This window comes from Deinococcus ficus (assembly GCF_003444775.1).
Classification (GTDB): Bacteria; Deinococcota; Deinococci; order Deinococcales; family Deinococcaceae; genus Deinococcus; species Deinococcus ficus.
Window position 1 is genome coordinate 62829 of the sequence record NZ_CP021081.1, and the last position, 26375, is coordinate 89203.

Annotated in this window: 21 protein-coding genes and 1 tRNA gene; 7 read left to right on the forward strand and 15 right to left on the reverse strand. The window is 73.3% G+C overall.

Going from position 1 to position 26375, the window contains the following annotated elements:
• The first annotated feature begins 2 nt into the window (after positions 1-2).
• Positions 3-1370, forward strand: a complete 1368-nt coding sequence (locus DFI_RS00295; RefSeq protein ID WP_043778336.1) for a VanW family protein — start codon at positions 3-5, stop codon at positions 1368-1370.
• A 10-nt stretch (positions 1371-1380) separates the two neighbouring features.
• On the opposite strand, the gene priA is transcribed toward DFI_RS00295, so the two are convergent.
• A complete protein-coding gene (gene priA, locus DFI_RS00300; RefSeq protein WP_051307885.1) occupies positions 1381-3909 on the reverse strand; it encodes a replication restart helicase PriA in 2529 nt (842 codons plus the stop codon).
• 58 nt (positions 3910-3967) lie between these two features.
• Here priA and DFI_RS00305 point away from each other — a divergent pair, with 58 nt between their 5' ends.
• The gene (locus DFI_RS00305; protein WP_043778338.1) at positions 3968-4870 is read left to right on the forward strand and encodes a DMT family transporter; all 903 of its coding nucleotides are present in this window, start codon (positions 3968-3970) and stop codon (positions 4868-4870) included.
• A gap of 31 nt (positions 4871-4901) precedes the next feature.
• On the opposite strand, the gene DFI_RS00310 is transcribed toward DFI_RS00305, so the two are convergent.
• Genes DFI_RS00310 through DFI_RS00320 form a run of 3 tightly spaced genes read right to left on the reverse strand, consistent with a single transcriptional unit; the run spans position 4902 to position 9152 of the window.
• Entirely contained in the window at positions 4902-6818 is a 1917-nt protein-coding gene (locus DFI_RS00310) for a hypothetical protein (protein WP_027463225.1), read from the reverse strand.
• A gap of 4 nt (positions 6819-6822) precedes the next feature.
• Positions 6823-8412, reverse strand: coding sequence for a hypothetical protein (locus DFI_RS00315; RefSeq protein WP_081425864.1), 1590 nt, complete (start codon positions 8410-8412; stop codon positions 6823-6825).
• Positions 8409-9152, reverse strand: coding sequence for a roadblock/LC7 domain-containing protein (locus DFI_RS00320; RefSeq protein WP_022800687.1), 744 nt, complete (start codon positions 9150-9152; stop codon positions 8409-8411). Before DFI_RS00320 ends, DFI_RS00315 begins: the two co-directional genes overlap by 4 nt.
• 141 nt (positions 9153-9293) lie before the next feature.
• On the opposite strand from DFI_RS00320, the gene DFI_RS00325 reads away from it, so the two are divergent.
• Together DFI_RS00325 and crtI are read left to right on the forward strand one after the other, a co-directional pair.
• Entirely contained in the window at positions 9294-10277 is a 984-nt protein-coding gene (locus tag DFI_RS00325) for a phytoene/squalene synthase family protein (protein ID WP_051307886.1), read from the forward strand.
• A gap of 37 nt (positions 10278-10314) precedes the next feature.
• On the forward strand, positions 10315-11988 hold the full coding sequence (crtI, locus tag DFI_RS00330; protein WP_027463227.1) for a phytoene desaturase family protein: 1674 nt from the start codon (positions 10315-10317) through the stop codon (positions 11986-11988).
• Here the strand turns inward: crtI and DFI_RS00335 are convergent.
• From DFI_RS00335 to tsaE, 11 genes are all read right to left on the reverse strand, one after another.
• On the reverse strand, positions 11975-13348 hold the full coding sequence (locus tag DFI_RS00335) for a phytoene desaturase family protein (RefSeq protein ID WP_043778413.1): 1374 nt from the start codon (positions 13346-13348) through the stop codon (positions 11975-11977). The two genes, crtI and DFI_RS00335, sit on opposite strands and share 14 nt — an antisense overlap.
• The gene (locus DFI_RS00340; RefSeq protein WP_027463229.1) at positions 13345-14421 is read right to left on the reverse strand and encodes a glycosyltransferase family 2 protein; all 1077 of its coding nucleotides are present in this window, start codon (positions 14419-14421) and stop codon (positions 13345-13347) included. The genes DFI_RS00335 and DFI_RS00340 overlap by 4 nt, the downstream gene beginning before the upstream one ends.
• A complete protein-coding gene (locus DFI_RS00345) occupies positions 14418-15086 on the reverse strand; it encodes a lysophospholipid acyltransferase family protein (RefSeq protein ID WP_244940284.1) in 669 nt (222 codons plus the stop codon). The genes DFI_RS00340 and DFI_RS00345 overlap by 4 nt, the downstream gene beginning before the upstream one ends.
• The gene (locus tag DFI_RS00350) at positions 15083-16588 is read right to left on the reverse strand and encodes a carotenoid biosynthesis protein (protein ID WP_027463231.1); all 1506 of its coding nucleotides are present in this window, start codon (positions 16586-16588) and stop codon (positions 15083-15085) included. The genes DFI_RS00345 and DFI_RS00350 overlap by 4 nt, the downstream gene beginning before the upstream one ends.
• A complete protein-coding gene (locus tag DFI_RS00355; RefSeq protein ID WP_027463232.1) occupies positions 16585-18120 on the reverse strand; it encodes a phytoene desaturase family protein in 1536 nt (511 codons plus the stop codon). The genes DFI_RS00350 and DFI_RS00355 overlap by 4 nt, the downstream gene beginning before the upstream one ends.
• A gap of 140 nt (positions 18121-18260) precedes the next feature.
• The gene (locus DFI_RS00360; RefSeq protein ID WP_027463233.1) at positions 18261-19253 is read right to left on the reverse strand and encodes an SDR family NAD(P)-dependent oxidoreductase; all 993 of its coding nucleotides are present in this window, start codon (positions 19251-19253) and stop codon (positions 18261-18263) included.
• 10 nt (positions 19254-19263) lie between these two features.
• Positions 19264-20442, reverse strand: coding sequence for a zinc-dependent alcohol dehydrogenase (locus DFI_RS00365; RefSeq protein ID WP_022800678.1), 1179 nt, complete (start codon positions 20440-20442; stop codon positions 19264-19266).
• Positions 20439-21230: an SRPBCC family protein gene (locus DFI_RS00370; RefSeq protein ID WP_244940285.1), complete on the reverse strand. Its 792-nt coding sequence runs from the start codon at positions 21228-21230 to the stop codon at positions 20439-20441. Before DFI_RS00370 ends, DFI_RS00365 begins: the two co-directional genes overlap by 4 nt.
• Before the next feature lie 268 nt (positions 21231-21498).
• Positions 21499-23313 (reverse strand): ABC transporter ATP-binding protein, encoded by a 1815-nt coding sequence (locus tag DFI_RS00375; RefSeq protein ID WP_244940286.1) that lies wholly within the window; start codon positions 23311-23313, stop codon positions 21499-21501.
• 210 nt (positions 23314-23523) lie between these two features.
• Positions 23524-23600 (reverse strand) — tRNA-Arg (locus tag DFI_RS00380).
• Between the two features lie 78 nt (positions 23601-23678).
• Complete coding sequence (gene tsaE, locus DFI_RS00385) at positions 23679-24125, reverse strand: tRNA (adenosine(37)-N6)-threonylcarbamoyltransferase complex ATPase subunit type 1 TsaE (RefSeq protein WP_027463234.1); 447 nt, start codon at positions 24123-24125, stop codon at positions 23679-23681.
• 67 nt (positions 24126-24192) lie between these two features.
• On the opposite strand from tsaE, the gene DFI_RS00390 reads away from it, so the two are divergent.
• From DFI_RS00390 to DFI_RS00400, 3 genes are all read left to right on the forward strand, one after another.
• Positions 24193-24486, forward strand: a complete 294-nt coding sequence (locus tag DFI_RS00390) for an Lrp/AsnC family transcriptional regulator (protein ID WP_022800674.1) — start codon at positions 24193-24195, stop codon at positions 24484-24486.
• A gap of 416 nt (positions 24487-24902) precedes the next feature.
• Positions 24903-25319, forward strand: a complete 417-nt coding sequence (locus DFI_RS00395; RefSeq protein WP_027463235.1) for a hypothetical protein — start codon at positions 24903-24905, stop codon at positions 25317-25319.
• Between the two features lie 75 nt (positions 25320-25394).
• Positions 25395-26375: a CobW family GTP-binding protein gene (locus DFI_RS00400; RefSeq protein ID WP_027463236.1), complete on the forward strand. Its 981-nt coding sequence runs from the start codon at positions 25395-25397 to the stop codon at positions 26373-26375.

Consider the following 26375-nt stretch of genomic DNA (forward strand, 5'->3'; position numbering starts at 1 on the left):
GCATGCCCCGCCCCCCTGCCCTGGCGTCCGCCCTGGCCCTGAGCCTGCTCCTGCTGGGTGCGGTGAACCCGCCCTCCAGCGCGCAGACGAGCGTTCCCGCCCTGCCGCCCGGCACCCCGCCGCCGGTCACGCCGCCCGCGCCGGACCCCACCCCGGAACCCAGCCCGGCGCCCGAGCCGGTGCCCACTCCGGCCCCGGAACCTGCACCCGTGCCGGCCCCCGCGCCCACCCCCAGCCCGGCGCCCGCCCCGGTCACCCCGGCCCCCAAACCCGAACCGAAACCGGCCGCGCCGCTGCTGATCACCGTGCAGGCGGACCTGCCGGCCGTGGTGGACGGGAAGAAGGGCACCGTGCCGTTCCTGCGCACCCTGACCATCCCCGGCCCGCGCGCCGCGCAGCTCCGCGCCGCCGGCAAGATCACCCAGAGCCTGGACGCCGACCTGACCGCCTTCCTCAAGGCCCTGCCCACCGCGCCGCAGGACGCCCGCTTCCAGGAAACCGATGACGGCTGGGCGCTGGTGCAGCGCAACGGCCTGACCGTGGACGCCGCGAAAACCCGCGCGAACGTCCTCGCCGCCCTGAAAGACCCCCGGGGCGTCACCGCGAACGTCGCCGTGACCGGCCAGACCGCCCCGAAACGCACGCTGGAGTACTTCGTGAGCCGCGGCATCACCGCGCACCTCGGCACCGGCGAGACGAACTACAACGGCAGCAGCGCCGCCCGCATCACCAACATCCACGTCGGCACGCGCTTTTTCCAGGACCGGCTGTTCGAGGGCAAGACCTTCTCCTTCAACGGCTTCATCGGCCCCGTGAACGCCCGCGCCGGGTACGTGCCGGGCCTCGTGATCGCCGGGGAACGCACCGCCACCGGGCTGGGCGGCGGCATCTGCCAGGTCAGCACCACCGCCTTCCGCACCCTGTACCAGGCGGGCCTCCCGGTCGTGGAACGCCGCAACCACAGCTACCAGGTGTACTACTACGACCCACAGGGCCTGGACGCCACCATCTACCAGCCCACCCAGGACCTGAAGTTCGCCAACGACACCGGCGGCGCCCTGTGGTTCCAGGCCGACTGGGACGACCAGACCCACCAGCTGCGCATCCACGTGTTCGGCAAGGCCCGGGACTTCACGGTGCAGATCGGCCAGCCGAAGACCCTGAAATCCACGCCCGCGCCGAAAGACCGCCTGATTCCCGACCCCAGCCTGCCGGCCGGGCAGCGCAAGCAGGTGGACTGGGCCGCGCCCGGCGCTGTGATCGAGGTGACCCGCCAGTTCACCCGGGCCGGCAAGGTGTTCCGGCAGGACACCCTGAGAAGCGACTACCGGCCCTGGCCGAACATCTTCCTGGTCGGCACAAAGAAGTAACCGGCAGCAGTCACAGCCCGGAGCGGGGGTTCACGTCCACCCGCAGCCGGGCTTTCCACGTGCGGGAATCCAGCACCCGCAGCAGCTCGCCCAGCCGCGCGTCGCTGCGGGCACGCAGCAGCAGGTGGTACGGGTACACGCCCCTGAGCCGCGCCACCGGGCTGGGCGCCGGACCCAGCACCTCCTGCGCCGTCGCGCCCGCCCCGTGCAGCGCGTCGGCAAGCTCCTGCGCGGCCACCTGCGCCCGTTTCGCCTCCCGGGCCGTGAGTTCCACCTGCGCGAGGCGGGCGTGCGGCGGGTACCCGAGCTCCTTCCGGACGCGCTCCTCCGCGGCCGGGTAGGCCAGGGCGTCCCGGCCGTCGGCCAGCACCCGCAGGGCCGGGTGATCCGCCTGGAAGGTCTGCACCACCAGCATCGGCGGCTTCTCCACGTGCCACTCGGTCAGCTGCCGCAGCAGGCGGTGGTAGCGCTCACTGGCGCGGAAATCCGACACGTTCAGCCAGGTGTCCGCCAGCGTCACCCCGATCAGCGCGAGGTTCGGCGGCGCCTCCTGCGACAGCAGCAGCTGCGTGCCCACCATCACCCCGCTCTCCCCGGCGTACAGCGGACTCAGGTCGTCCTGCCGGTCCCGGTCCACGCGGTACACCGGCAGCCCCGGCAGCAGGCGCCTGACCTCCTGCTCGATCCACTCGGTGCCCGGGCCGCGGGCGCGCCACATCCGCTCCCCACAGTGGTCGCAGCGGTCCGGCAGCACCTCCCGGTACCCGCACTGGTGGCAGGTCAGCTGCCGGGACTCCTGGTGAAACCGCAGCGGCACGTCGCAGTGCCGGCACTGCGGGGTGTGCTCGCAGCTGGGGCAGCGCAGCAGCGCCGAGTACCCCCGCCGCGGCGCCAGGAGCGCGGCCTGCCGCCCGCGCTCCTGCACCTGCCGCAGCAGCCGCACCAGATCGTGACTCAGCGGATACCCCAGGTCGCCGGGCGTGAGGTGCACGCCGCTCAGCGGCCCCAACTCCGGCTGCTGCGGCGGGTTGGCGTAATCCACCACGTGCAGCCGCACCCGGGCCGGCGGCAGCACCGCACCCGGATGCGGGATGCTCTCCACCGCCGGAACCGCGCCCACCAGCGCCAGCGCCGCCTCGTGCTCCGCGGCGACCCGCGCGGCCAAGTCCGGCACGAAGGCCCGTGAGCCGCTCTGCAACTTGTGCGCGTCGCTGCCTTCCTCCAGCACCACCAGCAGCGCCAGGTCCGCCAGTGGCGCGCACAGCGCCAGCGAACTGCCGACCACCAGCCGCACCTCCCCGGTGCGGACCTGCTCCCAGGTGTGCAGGCGCTGCACGTCCGAGAGCGGCCCGCACAGCTGCGCCGCGCCCGTCCCGGCCGCCGCGGCCAGGCCGCTCAGGGCGTCCCAGGCGCGGCGCAGCGTCCGGTGGTCCGGGGCAACCACCAGCACGCTGCGGCCCTGCGCCAGCAGCCGCTGCACGCGCGGCGCCAGCGCCCGGAACCGCGCCCCCGGCCGACCCCCGTGCAGCCGCCACACCGGCGCCTCCGGCAGGCGGTCCGGGTCCCCGGCCGTCACCGCCGCGGCGGGCGCCGGCAGGTCCGGCGCCAGGGCCGGCCGCTGCGCCACGTCCGCCCAGCCGCGCATGACCAGCGTGCCCGCCTGCGTGGGGCTCAGCGCGTGCCCGTCTCCGGACGCGCCGCTCGCCCAGGCACTCAGCGAGTCCACCGGGCCGCGCTCCTGCAACCACGTCCAGGCTGGGGGGGGCGGGGCGGGTTCCGGGACGTGCGCCGCGCCGCCCGCCTGCACCGCGCCGCTCACCACGCCCGCGCTCACCCCGGCCGCCTTCGCCCAGCCGCTCAGGGTGTCCTGCGGGCCGTGCTCGGCCAGCCACACACATGCCTGCCTCTGCTTCGGGGTCAGGCCCGGCGGCAGCGGGTCGGCGGCCCGCAGCACGCTCACCGTCCGCGCGGCCGGCGGCACCTCGTCCAGCGCGCGGGCCTGCACCACGCTGCGCAGCCGCGGCACGGCCGTGAACTCCTCCTCCAGCAGCCCCTGCTCGCGGATGGCGTCCAGCAGCGCGGCCGGGAACCCCCCGGCGTCCGTCCAGCCCGGCCCCGGCGGCCGGCGCGCGAAACTGCTCAGGTCCGCGTCCGTCACCGCCCTCACCCGGTGCGCGTACGCCGGCTCCCACCCGCACGCCAGCAGGTCCCCCCACACCAGCCCCGCCGGGATGCGCGCGTCCGCCGCCCAGGCCGTCACCGCCCGCACCGTCGCCGGACTCACCCACGGGCAGGCCGGGTCGTCCAGCACGTGCACCGCCTCCCGCAGCCGGTGCCCGCCCCGCGCCGAGCCGGGCGCCACCACCAGCGCCGTGACCAGTTCGCCGCGCCAGGGCACCAGCACCCGGCAGCCCAGCGGCACCGCCCCGCCCGGACCGGCGGCCGTCCAGCCGTGGGGGGCGGTGAACTCGTACGCGGGAATCGGAAGGGGCAGCGCCACCAGCCAGGACAGGGCAGAAGGCGGGCCGGCGGAACTCACCTGCCCAGGCTAGCAGGGCCGCCCCGGGCGTGCCGGCGCCGGCACTACACTGCCCGCCATGACCGCCGCCCCGACCGTCCACCGCGCCGCCGCCCGGTCCGCACTGCAGGCCGGGGTGCTGTGGGCGCTGCTGGCCGCCGCGGCCTTCTCCACCCTGGGCATCTGGGGCAAGCTGGCCGCGCAGGCCGGCCTGCCCAGCGACGCCACCCTGGCGCTGCGCTTCAGTCTGGTCGCGGCCCTGCTGCTTCCCCTGACCGCGCGCGGCGTGACCCGGCCTCAGGCGCTGCGGATGCTGGCGGTGGGCGGCCTGTACGCCCTGGCCACCACCTGTTACTTCGGGGCGCTGGGGCGCATCACGGCCGGCGCCACCGGCCTGCTGCTGTACCTCGCGCCGGCCTTCGTGATCCTGTTCGCGTGGCTGCGCGGGCACGTGCCCGCCCGCACGCAGCTGGCCGCGGTGGGCCTCACCGCCGCCGGGCTGGGCCTGGTGGTCGGGCTGCCTGGCCCGGCCGACCGCGATCCCCTGGGCCTGCTGCTGGGCGCCGGGGCGGGCGCGCTGTACGCCCTGTACCTGATGGTGTCCGAACGCTGGCTGGCCGGGCAGAGCGCCTGGACCGGCACCGCCTTCATGGCCCTGACCGCCGGGGCGTACTTCGCCGCCCGCGCCGCCCTCAGCGGCACGCTGACCCTGCCCGCCACCGGCGCGCAGTGGGGCGCCGTGCTGGGCATGGCGCTGATTCCCACCCTGGTCGCGGTGCCCGCGCTGTACGGCGCAGTGCGGCACCTGGGCGCCGCGCGGGCCAGCCTGCTGGGCACCCTTGAGCCGCTGTTCACGGTGCTGCTGGCCGCCGTGGTGTTGCAGGAGGCGCTGCGGCCCACCCTGCTGGCCGGCGGCGGCCTGATCCTGGCCGGCGCGGTGCTCTCGCAGCTGCGCCCAGGCGGCGGCCCCCGGCCCGCCTGAGCGGAGCCGGGGGCCATGGGGGGCGGGGGCCTTACACCTCGCCGGTTTCCAGCCAGGGCCGCGCCACGCGGTCCAGGGGATCCCGGGTCGCCGCGCGCGCCACGCGCCAGCCGCCCTGCCCGTCACTGTGCGCCGCCCACTCGCCCTGCGGGCCGCCCAGGTCCACGCGGGTCAGGCCCAGTGCCTGCGCGGCGGCCAGCAGGTCCACCACCCGGCGGGCCGTGGGGTCGTCGGAGCCGTCCACGACCTGCCCGCCCTCCACCACCCAGGACTCCAGGGAGTCGTCCGCCAGCGCGTCCGCCTGTGGGCTGGCCGGGGCACTGGGAGGGGCATCGTCCAGAGCACCGAACAGGCCCCCGCCACTGCCGTCCCCGCCGCCCAGGTCGAACACGTCCAGCAGCCCGCTCAGGGCGTCCTGCCCGAAGGTGGACGTCACCTCCTGCGCCGCGCGGTGCTCGGCCTGCGCCTCGGCCAGCAGGGCCTCGGCGTCCACGATGGTCTGCACGTACCGCTCGCGCGCCTCGGCGCTCATGGCGCCCAGGCGGCGCTGGGCGCGCAGCGTGTCGGCCAGCCGGCCCAGGCGCTGCGTGGTCTCGCCGGCCAGGCCGCGCACCGCGTCGTACTCGCGGATCACGTGCTCGGCACGGACGTCGAAGTTCTCGCGCTGCTGCGCGGCGGCGCCCATGTGCCGCTCCAGGATCTCCCACAGCGGCGCCGGGTCGATGCGCTCCCCACGGCCCACCGCGGCCAGCGCGTCCGCCAGCAGCGGCGCGAGTTCCTCGCTGGCGCCGGGCACGCCACGCGCGTCGCGCTCCAGGGCCATCAGGTCCCGGTTCAGGCTGAGCAGCTCCCCGGCGGCGCCCTGCCCGGCCTGCAGCACGCCCACGGTGCGGCGCAGCTCGTCCAGCTCGTCGCTGATCATCGCGCCGCTGTCCAGCGCCATGCGCGCCGAGTCCAGCAGCACGCGCACGTCCGCGCCGCCCTGCAGGGCGTTCAGCTGCTCTTCCAGCCGCAGGTACTCCTGCCGCTGGCCCTCCACCACTTCGGCGCGGCGGGCGGTGAGGTCGGCGCGCCAGGCGTCCAGCGCCTCGCTGCTGAGCTTCCCGGCCTGCTGCTGGCGCGCGAACGCCTGACGCTGCGCCTCCAGGTCCTCGCGGGCGCGCAGCAGCGGCGCGAACTCGCGCTCCAGGCCCGAGAAGACCTTGCCGGTGTGCTCCTGCTCCAGCGCCTGCACGCGCGCCTGCACTTCCGGGTCCAGGTCGGGGGACAGGCCGCCCAGCGGCTGCACCACCGAGGACTCCAGCAGCTTGCGCAGCTTGAAGGTCAGGTCCCGGGCGCGTTCCACCTCGGCGGGCAGCAGCGTGCCCTGGCCCTGCGCCTCGTCGATCTGCGTGATCAGCGTTTCCAGGCGCCGCACGTCGCGGTTCCCGAGGCCCTCCACGCGCGTGAAGGTGGCCCGCAGTTCCGCGAGGTCCTGCGCCTGCGCGACCAGGCCCTCTTCCAGGCGGCGCTCCATCAGCCCGATCAGGCTGAAGCCCTCCTGGGTCAGCGGCCGCACGTCCCGCCCGGCCTTCTCCTCGTCCCGGACGACGCCCAGGATGCCGCGCAGGCGCTGCGCTTCCGGCCAGTCGAAGTACAGCGCGAAGCGCCGCGCGCTTTCCTCCAGCGTCGCGATGGACGCCGCGTCCGGCCCGGCGAACATGCGTTCCTGGGTGGACTTCATCAGTTCAGCGAGCACCTCGGACACGCGCTTTTTCGCCAGGGGGGCGGGCACGCTGAGCTGCAGGCGTTTGAAGACTTCCTTTTTCAGGATGTCTTCCAGGGTGGGGACGTCCAGCGCCTCCACGGTCGTGCCGCGCGCGATCGCGGCGTCCTGGAAGATCCGTTCCAGCGCGCGGGGCGACACCATGTCCCCCAGCATCTTGACGGGCAGTCGGGTCAGGCTCATGCGGTCAGACCTCCTCGTCCCAGTCGATGATCTGGGTCTGGTTCACGTTCACGGCCGCACGGCGCCCGCCGATCAGGCCGAACTGCTCGCACAGGCCCCGGAAGCCGTAGGTGAGCAGCCCCGCCGCCGCGGCACTGAGCACCACCCACAGCCACAGCCCGTACCCGCCCTGCGTGAGGGTCAGGTTCAGCGCCGCGCGCAGCGGCGAGTTCAGGGTGTCGCCCAGCGCGCCCAGCAGGCCGCCCAGGCCCTCCAGGAACAGCGGCGTGAACAGCAGCGCCACGCCCGCCGCAATGGCGCGCCAGTAGGCGTTGCGGCCCCCGAACGCCAGGTGCAGGTACCGCAGCGGCACCACCGCCAGCGCCGCCAGCAGGGCCAGCAGCCCCGCCCGCGCCCAGCCGCTCAGCGCCTGCATGCCCGCGCCGGACACCGCGTTCAGGGTCAGGGGCGGCTGGCCCTGGCTGGCGCGTTCCACGTTCGCCAGCTGGCCCATCAGGGCCTCCACGTCCTGCGGGCGCAACGGATGCAGGGCCTGCGCGCCCTCCAGGCGGCGGTTCAGTGCCGCGAAGCCCTCGGCCTGCCGCAGCGTGTCCGTCACGCCGCCCAGCGCCTGCCACGCCACCGCCAGGTGCTCGCGCGCCGCCGGCGTGTCCCCGGCGCTGGCCGCCGCATGCGCGCGGGCCAGCGCGGCGTACACGTCGGTCTGGCCGCTCACCATGCTGCTCCCGCCGGTCACGGGCGCCGGGGTGGGCGTGGGGGCGGGATCGGGCGCCGCCGGGGTCACGGTCGTGGGCGGCGCGGCCGGCTCAGGAGCCGGGGTGGTGCGGCCGGTCGTGCCGGCCGCGGGCGGGGCGGCCAGGGTGGCCGTGAAGGCCCGCATGCCGCGGCGCAGGTCCTGCAGCGAGCCGGTCAGCCCGGCGGTGTCCCCGCCGGCCAGCTGCCGCAGGGCGTTCCCGAACTGCGAGAGCCGCAGGTCGCCCACGCCGGCGGCGTCCTGCACGACGCTGAACCACCCGGTCGCGCGGGCCAGCGCCAGGTACGACGCGGCGTCCTGCCGGGGCTGCACGCTGCCCAGCGCGGCGTTCACCTTGCCGGTCGCGGCGCGCTGCAGCCGCCACGCCACCTCGGGCAGCTGCCCGCTCGTCCCGGCGGTGACCAGCGCCTGCCCGGACGCGCCCTGCAGCCCGAACTCGCGGGCCAGCAGCTGCAGCTGCGCCGCGCCGTTCCCGCCGCCCCCCGACAGGCCCGAGAGGGTCTGGTCCATCAGCGCCTTGCGCAGCAGGCCACGCGCGAGTTCCACCTGCGCCTGCAGCTCGGCCGGGCTGCGGCCCAGCGCGGCGCGCGCCGCGCCCATGGCGTCCCGCACGCCGGAGGCCAGCTTGCGGTTTTGCAGGGTGGGTTCCAGGGTGTCGAAGGCCGCCACGGCCCGGTCCAGCTGCGCCAGCGCCTGCGGCGCGGAACCCGGGCGGACGCGGGCGGCGGTGTCCAGGCTGCCGGCCACCTCGCGGTAGGCGGTGAGGTCCTGCGCGCCGGCCGCGCCCAGCAGGGCGAGGCCGAGGGTGAGGGCAGTGCGGGACAGGGCGGCCTGGGTCACGCCACCACCTGAAGCTGCTGCAGGTCCACCAGCAGCCGCCCCACGTTCACCTGCGGGCCGGCCACGACCGCCACGCAGTACGCGCCCAGGGGCCGCATGCACACGGTCCGGCCGTCCAGGTCCACGGACAGCAGCTGCAGCGCGCGGCGCTGGAACAGCAGGGCGGTCGCGGCGACCACGCCGCCCAGCGCGGTGCTGTCGCGCAGCGAGCGGGCCTTGATGACCTCGCCGTTGGCGCGGCACACCAGCACGCTCTGCACGCCCACCACCCGGGCCAGGGTCTGGATCAGGTCCTCCTGCTCGGCCGGGTCGTCCAGGCGGAAGTGGCGTTTGACGGCCGAGGCGGTGTACTCCGGGTCGTCGAACTCGAAGTCGTCGGCGCCCAGATCCACGTCCCCCCAGCCGGTCGCGGTGAGCGCGTCGTCCGCGTGGGTCGCCCAGGCGGCCGCCGAGCGGTCCTCGGGGGCGGGCTCCAGGAACAGGGTGGGCGCCTTGGGGTAGCGCGCGGCCATGCTCATGGACAGCTGCCTGAGTTCCATCTGGGCGCGTTCCCGGGGCATCACGCTCTGCAGCCGGGCCAGCAGCGGCCCGGACAGCACCCTCTGCATGTCCTGGGCCGTGACGCTTTCCGGCGTGAGCTGCTGGTCGCGCAGCACCGTCCGGACCATCGTTTCTGCGGCCCGTTCAGACACCACGCCTGAAAGGGCCTGCACCGTCATGGCATACACCGCGTTCGTCATGAGAAACCTCTCACCCCACTATAAGAGTCCGGGTGTCACAGCACTATTGCGCACTTCCCATGCGCGCACGGCCCGCCGCAGGCCGGCGCTTCGTAGCCCAGCGTGCGGTGTGGGACTTCCGTCCCCGCGTTTACTGCTGGCATGACGCCCCCCGCACCCCGCCGGTCCGCGCCCGTGCCCCCCGGGACGCGGGACGCCCTGCACTGGTGCCAGGCCGTCACGCGGCGCTCCAGCCACACCTTCTACCTCGCGTCCCTGCTGTACCCCCGGGAAGCCCGGCACGCCGTGTGGGCGGTGTACGCCGCCTGCCGCGTCGGGGACGACCTGGTGGACGCCGTGACCGGCCCGGGCGCCCACGAACGCGCGGCCACGCGCGAGAACCTCGCTGACTGGCGCGCGGCCATCGCCGCCGCCTGGACCGACCCGGCCGGCGTGCAGGCCGAGGCCTACCCCTACAGCCGCGCGCTGGCCTGGGCCACGCGGCGCTTCCCGATACCCGAATCGGCCTTCGAGGAACTGCACCAGGGCTTCCTGATGGACCTGGACGGCCGCGAGTACGCCACCCTGGCGGACCTGGAGGTGTACTGCCGCCGGGTGGCGGGCGTGGTGGGTCTGATGATCGCGCCCATCGGCGCGTACCGCGGCGGCGAGGACACCCTGCGCGCCGCCCTGGCGCTGGGGCAGGCGATGCAGCTCACGAACATCCTGCGGGACGTCGGCGAGGACCTCAACATGGGCCGCGTGTACCTCCCGGCCGACCGCATGGCCGCGCACGGCGTGACCCGCGCCGACCTGAACCGCATGGCCCGCACTGGCGCGGTCACGCCCGAGTACCGCGCGCTGATGCGGGAACTCAGCGCGCAGGCCCGCGCGTGGTACACGCAGGGCCGCGCCGGGCTGCCCATGCTGCACGGCCGCCCCCGGCTGGGCGTGCAGGTCGCCGCGCGGCTGTACGAGGGCATCCTGGACGCCCTGGAGCAGGGCGGGTACGACAACTTCACCCGCCGCGCGCACCTCCCCGGCCGCCGCCGCCTGCAGCTGGCCGCCGCCGAGGTCTGGCGTGAACTGCGCCCCGGCCCACCGCTGCCCGACGCCCTGGATAGCCCCGCCATGCGCTCCAGCTGACCCACGCCCCCAGATTCCGCCCTCCAGAGGACTGCCCTTGACTGACCTGCCTGCCGCCGCCCGCCGCCCCACCGAGAACGCCGTCCCCACCCGACCGAAACGCGCCGTGATCATCGGCGCGGGCTTCGGCGGCCTGAGCCTCGGCATCCGCCTGCAGAGCCTCGGGCTGGACACCGTGATCGTCGAACGCCTCGACGGCCCCGGCGGGCGCGGGTACCAGAAACGCACCCCGGACGGCTACGTGTTCGACATGGGCCCCACCGTGATCACCGTGCCGCACTTCCTGGAGGAACTGTTCCGCCTGGAACGCGGCCAGCCGGCCCTGGACGGCCCGGACTTCCCGGACGACGTGAGGGGCGCCGAGCGCGTGAAGACCGGCGACAGCGGCGGGCCCCGCACCCGCGAGTACGTGCAGCTGCGGCCCATCCTGCCCTTCTACCGCATCGTGTTCGACGACGGCACCTTCTTCGACTACGACGGCGACCCTGAGAACACCCGCCGCCAGATCGGGGAACTCGCCCCGCAGGACCTCGCCGGGTACGAACGCTTCCACAAAGACGCCCAGGCGATCTTCGAACGCGGCTTCCTGGAACTGGGGTACACGCACTTCGGGGACGTGGGCACCATGCTGCGCGTCGTGCCGGACCTGCTGAAACTGGACGCCGTGCGCACGCTCTTCAGCTTCACCAGCAGGTACTTCCAGTCCGACAAGCTGCGGCAGGTGTTCTCCTTCGAGACGCTGCTGGTGGGCGGCAACCCCCTGAGCGTCCCCGCCATCTACGCCATGATCCACTTCGTGGAGAAAACCTGGGGCGTGCACTACGCCATGGGCGGCACCGGCGCGCTCGTCCGGGCGCTGGAACGCAAGTACCGCGAACTCGGCGGGGAAGTGCGGTACGGCGCGGGCGTGCAGGGCATCACCGTGACCGACGAGTGGGGCCGGCCCGTCACCCGCCCCGTCGGCCCCCGCGTCGCGCGGGGCGTCACGCTGGACAGCGGCGAGGAGCTCCCCGCCGACCTCGTGATCAGCAACGGCGACTGGGCGAACACCTACCTCAAACGCGTGCCCGCCGCCGCCCGGCTCGTGAACAACGACCTGCGCGTGAAGGCCGCCCGGCAGAGCATGAGCCTGCTCGTCATCTACTTCGGCTTCCGCGACGACGGCCGCCCCCTGAACCTCCAGCACCACAACATCCTGCTCGGCCCCCGCTACGAGGCCCTGCTGCGCGAGATCTTCGGGGACAAGACCCTGGGCCGGGACTTCAGCCAGTACCTGCACGTCCCCACCCTCACCGACCCCAGCCTCGCCCCGCCCGGCCACCACGCCGCCTACACCCTGATTCCCGTCCCGAACGCCGCCAGCGGCCTGGACTGGACCGTGGAGGGGCCGAAACTCGTGGACCGGGTGTACGCCTACCTGGAGGGGCGCGGCATCATCCCTGGTCTGCGCGGGCGGCTCACGCACAGCGAGTACGTCACCCCCGACTACTTCGCAGGCACCCTGGACAGCCACCTCGGCAACGCCTTCGGCCCGGAACCCCTCCTCGCACAGAGCGCTTTCTTCCGCCCGCACAACCGCAGCGAGGACGTCCGGAACCTCTACCTCGTCGGCGCGGGCGCCCAGCCCGGCGCGGGCACGCCCGCCGTGATGATGTCCGCCAAGATGACCGCCCGACTCATCGCCGAGGACCTGAACCTCAGCCTGAAGTAGGGGGCTGAAGCGGGTCGTACGGCAGCCCCAGTAGGGTGCCGGCGCCGTTCCAGCCGGACAGCACCGACAGCGGCACCCCGCCGCCCGGGTGGACGGTGCCGCCCACCTGCGCGAGATTCCGCACGCCCTGGATGGTCCAGCCGGGGCGCAGGCTGCCGGTCAGGCCGTGCGGGGCGCGGCCGTACAGCGCGCCGTGCAGGGAGGTCCGGGCGTACTCGGCGGGCGTGAGCGCGCGGGCCTCCGTGACCGCCAGCGGGAACCGGGCGTGCAGGGTGCGCCGCAGGAACGCCGCGTACGCCTCCCGGTCCCCGCCCAGCACCTCGCGCGGGGGGGCATTCACCAGCAGGAAGCCGGCCCGGCCGTCCAGGTGCAGGTACAGCGTGGGGTCACGCGGGAGGCGGCCGGCGCGAATGTCGGCCCACTCGCGGGCGTAGTCGGCCGGCCAGAACAGGTGGTGGGCGGGCGCGTGCGTGTCCTCCAGCCGGAGTTGCAGCGCGAACCCGCTGACCCCCAGGCGCGGCGCCGTGACGGGCCGGCCCAGCCACGCGCGGGTGAGGTGGTGGTCCACGGCGCTCACCCAGGCATCCGCCCGGAGGGAGCCGGTCCCGGTGTGCGCGGCCGTGATCCGGCCGCCCTGCGTCTCCAGCCGCTCCACGCGGGTGTTCCAGCGGAACTCCACGCCGCGCCGCTCGGCTTCCGCGTGCAGCTGCCCGGCCAGCGCGCGCAGGCCCCCGCGCAGGTGCCACACGCCCTCGCCCAGTTCCACCCAGGCGATGTTGTGCAGCACCGCCGGCGCGCGGTACGGATCGGCGCCCAGGTACGTGGCGAACCGCAGCCAGAACGGCGTGAGAAAGGGACCGTTGTGCACCAGCTGCGCGAGGGACAGCCCCGGTTTCGCCGCCAGTCCGTGCCGGAGGCCGTACCGCGCGAGGGCCGGCAGGCCGGGAGGCGGCGCGAACAGGAACGTCCCGGCTGCGCCCTCGTAGATCTCGCGGGCGGTGTTCAGCAGTGCCAGGAAGCGCGGGCGTTCGGCAGGCGTGAGCTGCGCCAGGGTGGCGGCCAGCCCGCCATGCAGCGCCGCTTGCGGCGCAAAGGTCCGGCCGCTGAGGGCATGGTACGTGGTGAGCGGGGAGGCCAGCGTCAGGTCCGGGGCTGGCCAGTCCAGCCGGTCGGCCAGCGCGCGGAACAGGCCGGGCATGGTGACCACCGTGGGCCCGCTGGGCACGTCCGCCCAGCCCAGCGCCGCCTTGCCGCCCGGGCCGGGCAGGACGTCCACGACCGTCACGTCCGCGCCCGCCTGCCGCAGCCGCAGCGCCGCGGCCAGCCCGGCGAACCCCGCCCCGATCACGACCACCCTCACGGTGCCCCCTGCGCGTACCGGCGGCCCTTCCAGGCCACCGTGCGCCGCCACGCCCGCACGAACACCGGCAGGGACAGCAGCGGCACGGCCGGCAGCAGCGCCACCTCCGCCAGGTCGGCCGGGCGGGTGCGGCCCGTGATGCGGCGCACCAGCAGGCCCCCCAGCAAGCCCAGCGCGATCAGGGGCCGGTCGCGGCGCAGCAGCGGCAGGGTGTACGCGGCCAGGTTCAGCGCCCACGAACCCAGCAGGGCGGCGCGGGACCCACCGTGCATGGGCAGGGCGTTCTTCCCGAACCCCCGCACGGACTCCGGGAAGGAGCGGTACATCCGCACGCTGATGAGGTCCCGGCCGAGCGCCAGCATGGCCCCCTGACCGCTGGCCTTCACGGCGCGGGCCAGGGCCACGTCCTCCAGCAGCAGGGCCCGCACGCCCGCGTGCCCGCCGGACGCCGCGTACGCCTCCCGGCGGAACAGCATTACCTGCCCGTTCGCGGCGCTGGCGGTGCGGTGCGGGATCCGCAGGACCGGCGCGGGCAGGAAGGACAGCAGCACGTCGTCCACCAGCGGCGTGAGCAGCCGCTCACCGACCCCCACGTTCGCCTGCCGCGGAAACACGCTCAGCAGGCCCGGGCGGTCCCGGTCCCAGGCGTGCAGCAGGGCGTCCAGCGCCCCCGGGTGCCAGCTGACGTCCGCGTCGGTGAACAGCAGCCACTCACCGCTCGCCGCTCCGGCCAGCTGCCAGCACGCCCAGGCCTTCCCGGTCCAGCCGGCCGGGAGGGGCGCCCCGGGCAGCACGCGCGCGCCCAGCGTCCGGGCCACGTCGGCGGTGCCGTCGCGGCTGCCGTCGTCCAGGACGATCACCTCGCCCGCGCCCTGGGCCAGCAGGCCCGGCAGGCTGTCCCGCAGGTTGTGCGCCTCGTCCCGCGCGGGCACCAGCACTGACACCCGCGCCCGCGCCGGGTGCGGCCCCGGCGGGCGGGTCAGGCGCGGGAAGGTCCACAGGTTCACGGCCAGCGTGACCAGTTTCACGCCCAGGAACGCGGCCGGAATCAGGCGCAGCAGGTCGCGCGTCATTCCACGCCCCGGGTCAGGCGGGCCAGCAGGCGCGAGGCGAGCGGCACGTCCGGCGGCTCGCGGCGCCCGGCCGTGATCGGCGTGTACCCGGGCAGGGGCCGCTCCGGGTCCGCGGCGTGCAGCGCGGCGTCCAGCTCACCGAGCACGGCTCCCAGCGCCCCTTCCAGTCCGTCCGGTTCACAAGGGGCTCCGGCGCGCAGGTACGCTTCCGGCCAGCGCGCGCCGCGCACCACCACCCGCACCGCGACCGGCACCAGCGGCACCCCGGCCGTCCGCGCCACCCACGCCGCGCCCGGGTGCAGGGGCTGCAGCGGCCCCGGCCCGATCCGGCCCTCCGGGAACACCACCACCCACGCGCCCGCCCGCGCCGCGCCCACCAGGGTCCGCAGGCCGCTGGGCGGCACTGCCCCGACCAGCCGCAGGAAGGGAAAGCGGGCGTACTGCCCGGCGTCCATCAGCACCTGCACCGGCCGGCCGGCGTGCGCGGCGAGTTCGCGCAGCAGGTACCCGTCCCACCATGACGCGTGGTTCGGCGCCAGGACCGCGCCGCCGGCCGGGAGGGGCCCCGCCGCCCACACGCCGCCCAGGTCCCGCCGCACGCTGCGGCGGATGCTGGCGTTCAGCATGGCTCGCGCCGCCCGTGCGGTGGCGGGGGCGGCGCTCACCGAGTCACCGCGGGCCGCGTCGCCCCGCGCCCCCGCCGGTCCGCCAGGGTGCGGGCGAGCAGGCCGGCCGCGCCCATCAGAAGCAGCGTGCCCAGCGCCGCGCCCGGCTGGCCCAGCAGCAGCAGCCCGCCCGGCAGGAAGAACACCTCCAGCCCGAACGCCAGCGCGGGACTGGGCCGCTCCGGCCGGGTGAACATCACGGGTGCCAGGCGCGTGAACAACCATGCCAGCCCCGTCCCGACCGCCCACCAACCCAGGAAGTTCAGCAGGGGCGCGCCGCTCCACAGCGGGCGCGGGTCCGCCCAGGTCCAGAAGCCGTGCCCGGTCATCAGGGGTTCCAGGCCGGCGTCCCAGGCGGCCAGCAGCAGGCCCGACAGCCACGCGCGGCCCCGGGCGAGCAGGGTGGTCACGACCGGCATGGCGAACCACCCCAGCGGTACGAGCAGCGGCACGCCCCCCAGCAGCGGCCCGGGCGCGCCGTCGTAGGAGTACACCCCGAAGGGCCAGCCGGTCACGCTGCCCAGTTTCTCCACCGCCCAGCCCAGCGTGACGCCCAGGGCCGCCATCCCGGTCGCGCGTGCCGCGCCCGCGTGCCGCGCCACGAACAGCCACGCGGCCAGGGTGAGCAGGCTGGTGCTCAGGGTGGCGAGCAGCGGGAACCCGGCCGGCCACAGCGGCACGGGGATGCGCAGCAGGAACGCCAGGATGGTCACGCCCAGCCACGGCGTCAGCCAGCGCAGCCCGCTCTGCACGCGGGGCAGGGCCTCGCGGTGCAGGAACAGCATCACGCCCGTGACCACCAGCAGGTTCGTGATCAGGAAGAAGACCATCTCCTCCAGCGGCAGCGGCCCCACGCCGGGGCCCAGCGTGTAGCGGTCCGAGATGGCCCAGATGCCCTGGGAGATCGCCACGGCGTCCGTCAGCCACAGGTACGCGGTGGGGACCAGCACGGCCGTCCAGTACACCCGCGCGCGGCGCATCACGAGGTCCCCGCCGAACGCCCACTGCCCCGCCAGGACCGGCATCGCCCACGCCAGGATCAGGCCCAGGTACAGGCTCTGCTCGCTGCGCAGGCACCACGCGCCCAGCAGCGACAGGCCCATCAGGAAAGCCGCGCCGCCCCAACGCACCAGGGCCGCGTCCCGGCGGGGCACCGCCTCCTGGCCCCGCCCGGCCGCGTCGCGGCGCAGCAGCCACAGCAGGAACAGCCCGGTGATCAGGGTCTGCAGGATGAAAAACGCGTACTCCTCGTACGGCACGTACCCGATCCGGCCCAGCACCCGGTCCGGCGGGTAGGTCCACACCTCGCGGTACACCAGGTAGTTGTCCCAGGGCGTGGTGTACAGGAAGGCGATCACCGGCAGCGCCCAGTACCCCATCCAGGCGTGCCGGTCGTCCGGCTGGTACGGCCCGGCCAGCGCGCCGCGGCGCCGGGCCGTGACCACCGCCAGGACCAGCAGCAGCGGCACGATGAACACCAGGTGGTACTGCAGGTACGTCATCGGCCGCCCCGGCGGGTCAGGTCCCGCAGCAGCACCCGCGCGGCGTTGCGGCCGGAGGCGCCCATGATCCCGCCGCCCGGGTGCGTGCTGGCCCCCGTGAGGTACAGGCCCTGCACGCCCGGCCAGCGGTAGTTGCCGGCACCCAGCCAGGGCCGCAGCGCGAACATCTGGTCGGTGGTCATCTCCAGGTGCATGACGTTCCCGCGGTGCAGGCCCAACTCTCTCTCCAGCCACAGCGGCGTCTGCACCAGTTCCCCCACGATGCTGTCCCGCGTGCCGGGCGCGTAATGCTCGAAGGCAGTCAGGATGCTCTCCCTCGCCTCCGCGGCGCGCGTCTCCCAGCTGCCACGGGCGAGCTGGTACGGGTAGTACTGCGCCCACAGCCACAGCACCTCCCCGCCGGGCGGGGCCAGCGAGTCGTCCACGGCGCTGAAACTCATGGCGACCAGCGGCGGGTCACTGGCCGGTTCGCCGCCCAGGTACTGCCCGTAACTGCGCATCAATTGCCGCTCGTTCCGGATCAGCAGGCCCAGGCCCACGCGGCTCTCCGGTTCGCGGTGGTGCCGGTACTGCACGGGCCGGTCCAGCGCGAGGCGCAGGATCATCCCGAAGCCGTTGCCCACCCGCACCTCCCGTGCGGCGGGCGGCACGTACTCGTCCGGCAGGGCGCGGGCGGTCGTCAGGACGTGCGTGCCCGACACCACCACCCGCGCCGTGACCTCCTGTCCGTCCTCCAGCCGCACGCCGCAGGCCCGCCCGCCCCGCACCACGATGTCCCGCACCGGGGCGTTCAGGTGCACCTCACCGCCGTGCGCGGTGACCACGCGCGCCAGCACCTTCGTCAGGGTGCCGCTGCCGCCTTTGGGCCGGGCCACGCCGCCCTTGTGGTACAGCGGGTGCCACAGCAGGAAGGGCGCGCTGATCGCCTCGGTGGGTGGGGGCCCGCTCTGCGCCGCCATCCACACCAGCGGCGCCCGCACGTGCTCGTCACTGAAGTGCTCAGCCGCCACGTCCCCGTACGGCCGCAGGATGCGCGTCAGCTGCCGCAGCGCGTCCCGGCCCTGCCCGGACCTCATCGCCATGCGGCCCATCTCCAGCGGCCCGGGCGTGGCGTTGAACAGGTCCACCACGCTCTCCGCGAACGGCGTCCACTCCTTCAGGAAGCGCCGGTACGCCTCCCCCTGCCCGGGAAACAGGGCGTCCAGTTCCGCGGCGGTGCGCTCGGCGTCCCGCCAGATGAACCACGGCGTCTCCCCGTCCGAACAGTGAAACATGGGGTCCAGTTCCAGGTACTGCAGCCCGTAGCGGGTGAGTTCCAGTTCGCGCTCCACCGGCGTCATGCGGATCAGGATGTGCGCGCTGCCGCCGTAATCGAAGCGGTACCCGGGCACCAGTTCCTCGGTGCTGACCGCCCCGCCCGGCAGGTGGCGGCGCTCGAACACGCCCACCCTCAGGCCCGCCTGCGCGGCGTAGGCCGCCGTGACCAGGGCGTTGTGGCCCGCACCCACCACCAGCACGTCGTAATCCGGCATCCGGGGCAGTCTGTCACGGCCCGGGGCGCGCGGCCTGCGGGACCGGCTACAAAAGCAGGGCGGTCAGGACGGTTCTGTGCCATACACCAACAGAGAGGGGAGAGGCGCGTGCCCGGCTCCCCTCTCTTTCGCTCCGGCCTCTACAGCTGGTTCAGGTCGCGTTCGGCCGCCTGTTTGATGGGGTTTCCCCGCGTCAGGGGCGTCTCGGCCTGCGCGCCGCGCCGGGCGTCCGGGCGGCCGGTGGAGTCCGGCAGGGTTCGTTGGATCAGGGCCATGACGTCCGCCGTGAGCCCCGGCGCCAGTGCCGACGCCCAGCGCAGCAGGTGCGCGGGCCCGCCGATCATGGCCTCGCTGTCCCCGCGGACCAGCGCGCCCACAATCTGCCGGGCGGCGCGGGGGGCGTCCAGGGACAGCAGCGGCACGTTGTCCAGCGTGGCGAACACCGCGTACTCCTTCTCGAACTGCCCCCTGACCGTGACCTGCCGGGCGCTGCCGGTGCGCATCAGGGCCGGCAGGACCGTGGTCACCGTGACGCCGTGCGGCGCCAGTTCCGCCCGCAGCGCCTGCCCCAGCCCGTACGACGCGAACTTGCTCACGCTGTAGGGCCCCAGGTGCGGAATGGCCGCCTTCGCCGCGACGGACGACACGATCAGCACCCGGCCCCCCGCGCGTTTCAGGTGCGGCAGGGCCGCGCGGGTCACGCGCAGAGCGGCGAAGCCGTTGACCTGCATGATGTGCTCGAAGTCGGCCTCGGTCATGTCGGTCAGCGGCCCGGCCTGGATGATCCCGGCGTTGCTGACCACCACGTCCAGCTGCCCGTAGTGGGCCACCGTGGCCTGCACGGCGCGCTCCAGGCTGGCGGCGTCGGTCACGTCCGCCACCACGCGGATCGCCTGCCCGCCCCGCGCCCGGACGTCCTGCACCGCCCGGTCCAGTTCCGCGGCGTCCCGGGCCAGCAGCGCCACCCGCGCGCCCCGGCCGGTCAGTTCCCGCGCCAGGGCCAGCCCCAGGCCCCGCGACCCGCCCGTGATCAGCACGACCTTCCCGCTCAGGTCGTACGGCCGGGCCCGCAGACGCCGCGCCGCCAGGAGGGCCGCGCCGGCCCCCAGCAGCAGCCGTGCCGGCCCCCTCACGCGGCCCGCCTCATGCCCAGGGGTTCAGCACGACCTTGATGCAGCCGTCGTGCTTGTCCCGGAAGGTCTTGTACAGGTCCGGCGCCTGGTCCAGGGACGCGCGGTGCGTGATCACGAAACTCGGGTCGATCTGGCCCGCCTCGATCCGCGACAGCAGCGGGTACACGTGCTTGTGGGTGTGCGTCTGGCCCATGCGGAAGGTCAGGCCCTTGGCGAAGGCCGCGCCCATGGGCATCTTGTCCACCAGCCCGCCGTACACGCCCGGCAGGCTCACGGTGCCGCCCTTCGCGCAGCTCAGGATCGCCCAGCGCAGCGCCGTGATCCGGTCGAAGGTCAGGCGCATCTTCTGCTGCGCACGGTCCATCGCCGCGCCCGGCCCGTGCCCGTGCGCCTCCATGCCCACCGCGTCGATCACGTGGTCCGGGCCGCGCCCGCCGGTCGCCTCACGCAGCGCGACCAGCACGTCCTCCTGCTCGTAGTTGATGGCCTGCGCGCCCGCCGCCTCGGCCATCGCCAGCCGCTCCGGGAACCGGTCGATGGCGATCACGTGCGCGGCGCCCAGCAGGTACGCGCTGCGGATCGCGAACTGACCCACCGGCCCGGCCCCGAACACCGCCACCACGTCCCGGCCGGGCACGATGTCGCACTGCAGCGCCGCCTGGTAGCCGGTGGGGAAGATGTCCGTCAGGAACAGCACCTGCTCGTCTTTCAGGTCCGACTCGATCCGGAAACCGCTCACGTCCGCGAACGGCACCCGCACGTACTGCGCCTGCCCGCCCGCGTACCCGCCGTACATGTGCGAGTACCCGTAGATCCCGCCGCCGCTGGTGCCGCCGTACAGCGCCTCGGCCATGCGGTGGTTGGGGTTGCTGTTGTCGCAGGCGCTGTAATGCCCGCGCACGCAGTGGTCGCACACCCCGCAGGAGATGTTGAACGGCACCACCACGCGGTCCCCGACCTTCAGCTTGGTGACCTCGCGGCCGACCTCCACGACCTCACCCATGAACTCGTGACCCAGGATGTCGCCCTTTTCCATGCTGGGAATAAACCCGTCCAGGAGGTGCAGGTCCGACCCGCAGATGGCCGTGGACGTGATGCGCACGATGGCGTCGGTGGGGAGCAGCAGTGTGGGGTCCGGGACGGTTTCCACGCCCACCTTGTTCGTTCCCTGCCAGACGATCGCCTTCATGCCGTGCCTCCCTGGGGCGCGTTGCCCTGTGCGCCGTGCTCGGCGCCCTGCTGGTCCTGTCCGGCCTTGGGGCCCTCGTCCTTCATGGCCTTCCCGGCGTCCGGGCGGCCGCTCGTCTGCCCGTTCGTGGTGGGGTTGAAGCCCAGCTCCTGCTCCCGCTTGAAGCGCATCAGGTCGTCCCGCAGCTGCTGCGCCGGCTCCTGCCCGAACGCCCGGGCAATCACCGCGCCGGTCGTGCCCAGCGGCGGCCGGTACGACAGGCGCACCGCGATCTCCGTGCCGCGCGCGCCAGGCGCCTCGCGGAACAGCACCTCACCGCTGTTCTCGATCATGGACCCCGGCAGCGACTGCCAAGCGATCCGCCGGTCCGGCTCCTCCGCGGTGCGCTCGGCCTCCCAGCTCACGTGCTGCCCCAGCGGGGCCTTCGCCGTCCACTTCGAGCGGTTGCCGTCCAGCACCTCCACGCTCTCCAGGTGCGACATCAGGCGCGGCAGATTCTCCAATGTGCGCCAGTACTCGTACAGACCCGAGACCGGCCGGGCGATGGTCACGGCCTCCCGCACCACGATCTCGCCCGGGTCGGCGCCCACCTCGATCTTCAGGGCCGGCGCGACGGGGTTGCTGCCCTTCCAGGCCAGGTACCCCAGGCCGGCGCCCGCGCCGCCCAGCAGCAGAGTGCCCAGCGTCGAGCGGCTCCTGAGGCCTAGGGCCAACAGCGTGCCGCCCAGCAGCCCGAACAGCGAGCGTTCGGACAGCACCATGTCGGGGGTGGCCGCGGGGGCCGACATTCCCGGTTCTTCACGCATCGTCATGGGTTCACTCCTTCCGGCATCGGCCCGGGCGCGGCCGGACCCCACGGTCCGGCCGCCCGCCCCGCCGTGAGAGGGTCACGCCCCCGCGCAGGCGGGCACGTCCCCGACTCCCCGGCCGTCCACCGACCGGGAAGGCAAAGCGCAGACCCTCACGCTACCCAGCCGAGTGTGTTCCCTGCCCTCCAGTCCGGTAAACGCCACTTCACGCGCCTCAGGGCTGCCATGACACCCCGATGAAGGCCGTTCAGGGTTTCGGCCCCGCCCCAGCCGGCTCCGGCCGGGCCGCGTCACTGGCGTACCCGCTCGCCTGCAGGTGGTACAGCGCCGCGTACTTCCCGTCCCGGGCGAGCAGTTCGGCGTGACTGCCGGCCTCCGTGACCACCCCGCCTTCCAGCACGATGATGAAATCCGCCAGCCGCACCGTGCTGAAACGGTGCGAGATCAAGAACGTGATCCGCTCCCGCGCCTGCCCCCGCAGGGCCTCCATCGTCTCGAACTCCGCGCGGGCGTCCAGCGCGGCCGTCGGCTCGTCGAACACCAGCACCGACGCGTCCCGGAAGTACAGCCGCGCCAGCGCCAGGCGCTGCCACTGCCCGCCCGACAGCTGCCGGCCCCCCTGGAACAGCCGCCCCAGGCGCGTGCCCAGGCCCTCCGGCAGGGTGTCCACGTACGCCGCCCCGGCCCGCCCGATGGCCTGCTCCACGCCCGCCACGTCCTCCAGCCGCGCCACCTCTGCAATCGCCACGTTGTCCTGCACGGTCATCTGGTACTGCCCGAAATCCTGGAAGATGATGCTCATCTCCCGCTGCACGCTCCGCGGCGAGAACCGCGTGGCGTCCAGCCCGTTCAGCAGGATCCGCCCGGCCGTCGGCTCGAACAGCCGCGTCAGCAACTTCACGATGGTCGTCTTGCCCGCCCCGTTCTCCCCGACCAGCGCCAGCGCCTGCCCGCGCCGCACCGTGAAGTTCACACCGTTCAGCACGTCCCGGTCCGTCAGCGGGTACCGGAACCCCACCCCCTCGAACTCGATGGTGTGAATCGGGCCCTTCCACACCTCCCCGGCATCCAGGTCCCGGTCCGGCAACTCCAGGAACCCGAACAGGTTCCGCATGTACAGCAGGTTCTGATAGATGCCGCTCAGGCCGTTCAGAAACCCCGATACCGTCCCCTGCACCTGCGCGATCCCCAGAATGAACACACTGAAATCCCCCACGCTGATCATTCCGTCCGCCGCGCGCCGCAAAATCAGGGCGCTCGCCAGCCCGATCAGCAGAGCCGACACCAGCGACGCCCCGAACCCCCACGCCGCCCGGCGGCGCACGATGTCCTCCAGCTGCCGCCGGAACCCCAGGTAGTACTCCCGCCAGCGCGACAGCAGGTACGGCTCGAACCCGAACAGCCGCACCTCCTTCACCAGCGTGTCCGACGTCAGCAGACTTCCCAGGTAGTTCTGCACCCGAGCGTCATGCGTCTGCCAGCGCAGCATCCGGTAGTTCTCCACCCCGAACCGGTTACTCACCCACACGCCCGGCAGGCTCGCCAGCAAGATCAGCGGCAGCACCCACACACCCAACTGCGCGATCAGCGCCCCCACCGACACCAGCGTCACCACCGCCCCGATCAGCCCGATCAGCTGCAACGCCACGCCCAACGGCCGCGTGCCCACCTCCCGGTACGCCTGCTGCAACTTGTCGTACGTGTCCGCGTTCTCAAAGGACTCCACGCTCATGCCCGCCGCCTTATCCAGAATCCGGCGGCTCACCGCATGCTGCAAGCTGTCCCCCAGCAGCTGCTGCGCCGCCGACTGAAACGTCGAGAGCAGACTCCCCAGCACCGTCAGACCCACCTGCACCGCCAGCAGCGTCAACAGAGCTGCGTACGTCACGTTCCCCTGCGCCGCCCGCGCCACCTCATCCAGCAGCAACTTGCCCACGTACAGGTTCGCGGCCGGCAACGCACTCCCGGTCAGGCTGGTCACCGCGTACACCAGCGTGTGCCGCGGACTGGCCCGCCACACCATCCGCAGCGTCTCCAGCAAGTCCCCAGGATTCAACTTCACGCCCGGGTCCGCTTTCGCCTCCCGTGGCGGTCGCAACTGATCCGGCCCGCCCCTCAACTCCGGCTCCACACGCCCAGGCCACCCACCACACGCCTCGTCATCCCCCGATTCTGAACCCCCACCCCCACCAGGGGTGAGGCCAGTCCTTACCATCCGGGCGGCACTCGGCCCGCCAGACAGAAAAAGCCCCCGCCCGGGCGGGGGTGCTGGTGGTGCACTCGCCGCGATTCGAACGCGGGGCCTGCCCCTTAGGAGGGGGCCGCTCTATCCAGCTGAGCTACGAGTGCAGGTGTGGTGGCCGGCAGGTGGGGTCTGCGGGCGGGGGGAGTATAGCAACTGCACGCCGCGCGCCCGTGAAGCCCCGTTCAGCGTGTGCGGGTGATGCGGCGCTCGTCTGGACGGCCGTCCAGGTGCTCCAGGTGAAGGATGGGCGCGTCCGGGTAGTCGGCGTAGAGCCCCTCGCCCCACTCGATCACGGTGAGGCGGGCGGTGCGGATTAGGTCCTCCAGGTCCATCTCGTACAGTTCGTTCACGTCCCGGACGCGGTAGGCGTCCACGTGCAGCACGCTGCCCTGCGGGGTGGGGTAGGCGTGCATCAGGGCGTAGGTGGGGCTGGTCACGGCGTCCGTGAATCCCAGCGCCCCCACCAGGCCCTGCGTGAGGGTGGTCTTGCCCGCGCCGAGTTCGCCTTCCAGGAAGAGCACGCTGCCGGCCGGCAGATGCGCGGCCAGGGCGCCGCCCAGATCGCGCTGGGCTTGGTCGCCGGTCAGGGTGCGGGTCTCGCCGGGGGCCAGGGGAAGGGGGGCGGGCATGCGAGCAGGGTACGGCAGGGGCAGACGATGTGACACGGCCGGGCCGGTCCCGGGTGAGAATGGGGGCATGGTGACCGCGATCGTGATGGTGCAGGCTGAGCGTCAGCAGATTCCCGAGACGGCGGACGCGCTGGCGGGCGTGCCGGCCGTGCGTGAGGTGTACAGCGTGACCGGCGAGTGGGACATCGTCGCGATCATCAAGCTCGCCAATTACGACGAGCTGGATGACGTGGTGACCGGGCACCTGCGCAAGATTCCGGGCATCACGCGCACGCAGACCATGCTGGCGTTCCGGGCGTACAACGAGGGCCTGCTGGACCAGGGGTTCGGGGTGGGTCTGGATGAAAGCCAGCCGCAGTGATTGACGGCAGTCTCAGGGGCTAGACAGGGAGTTCTTTTCTACAGTCAGGGGGCGTGGCTTACCGGCCGGGTGTTTCCTTCTCGGGGGAAATGCCTGGCTGCTCCATATTTGATGGCCCATTCTGGCATTTCAAGTGCGCCGTCAAGCATGTACGACTCTCGATCCACTTCAGCCGGACCCCCTCTTTCGGGCTTGGCCGTTCATTCAGAATCGAAGCTTTGGGAGCGAATTTGCGCCCCATGAATCATCAGGATGACGGGAAAGGTCAATCCTCTTCTGAGTTTCTTCTCAAAGGCAATGCTTTACAACAGGCGGCCCGGTCTTTCATACTGAGCGCGTCCGCCTGTTCAGGCATCACGCAATCACCTGGGTTGCGCCCCGGTGAACAGGCTGTAAACCGATCAAGGAGCACGACAATGCCTTACAAGAGACTCAGCGAGCAGGTCCGTGAACTCACCAACCCCCAGCGCAGCGATTCGTTCATCAAACTCTTCCGTGAAGCGGTCCGGGAGGGCAAGATCGAAGGCGCGTACCTGCCCGAGCGTTTTACGCTGCCCAAGGCGTTCACGAAGCGCGGCACGGAAGGCACGTACCAGCGTGACGCGAAGGAAATGCTGTTCGACGCCACCCCGAAGTTCGAGAAGTGGTTCGATCAGGTGAACCGGGATCTGGCCGTGTCCCGCCGCGGCAGCGCGCTGAAGCCCACCGCGGAGAACATCGAGGCCGGTCTGGTGGACTTCAAGGCCCTGGCGGCCGAGACCCGCAAGAAGATGCAGGCGAGTTACGAGAAGGGCCAGGCGCTCGGCAAGGGCCGCGCGAAGAGCCGCAAGTAACCTCCCCTGGAACGCCCGCCCCGGTCAGGTGCCGGGGCGGGCGCTGTGCTGCGTGGGGGTGGGTATGCTGTCCGGATGACGTCTCCTGAGTCCGTGACGCCGGCCGTGCCGGACGAGCGCCTGCCCGTGATCGTGGTGGGCGGGTTTCTCGGGGCGGGGAAGACCACGCTGGTGAATCACCTGATCCGCAGCCTGCCGCACCGGCTGGGCGTGATCGTGAACGAGTTCGGTGCGGCCGGCGTGGACGGCAGCCTGATCGAGCGCCTGGAGGAGGACGTGCAGGAACTCACGGCCGGGTGCCTGTGCTGCACGGGCCGGGACGACCTGCTGCGCGCCCTGGTGGAGATCGCCCTGCGGGAGCAGAAGCCGGACGCGGTGATCGTGGAACTCAGCGGCGTGGCCGATCCCACGCCCGTCCTGACCACGCTGCTGGACCGCACGGTCCGCGCGGCGTTCCGCGTGGCGACCCTGGTGGGCGTGGTGGACGCCCGGCACGTGCGCCGGACACTGACGGACCACCCGGAGGCGGGGCGGCAGCTGGCGTACGCGAACGTGGTCGTGCTGAACAAGGTGGACCTCGCGGACCCGGCGGCGCTGGACCACGCCGAGGCACTGATCCGCAGCGTGAACCCGCTGGCGCGGGTGGTGCGGGTGGAGCAGGGGCAGGTGGACGCGGCGGCGCTGCTGGCCCGGCGGGACTTCGATCCGGCGGTGCTGGAGGACGCCGCGCCCGTGCAGCACACGCCGGGCGTGACGTCGTTCACGCTGCGCGCGGATAGGGCGCTGGACCCGTACGCGTGGCAGCGGTTCATGACGTCGCACTTCCTGGCCCGGCCGGCGGAGGTGCTGCGCGTGAAGGGCTTCCTGAGCCTGCACGGGTACCCGCAGCGGGTGCTGTTCCAGGCGGTGCGGGACCTGTTCACCGCCGACGCCTGGGACGCCGCGGACGGCCGCAGCGAGCTGGTGGTGATCGGCCGGGGTCTGGACCGCGCAGAGTTCGAGGCGGGGTTCCTGGCGTGCCGGCTGCCGGACCCGGCGGACCTCATTCCCGACTGA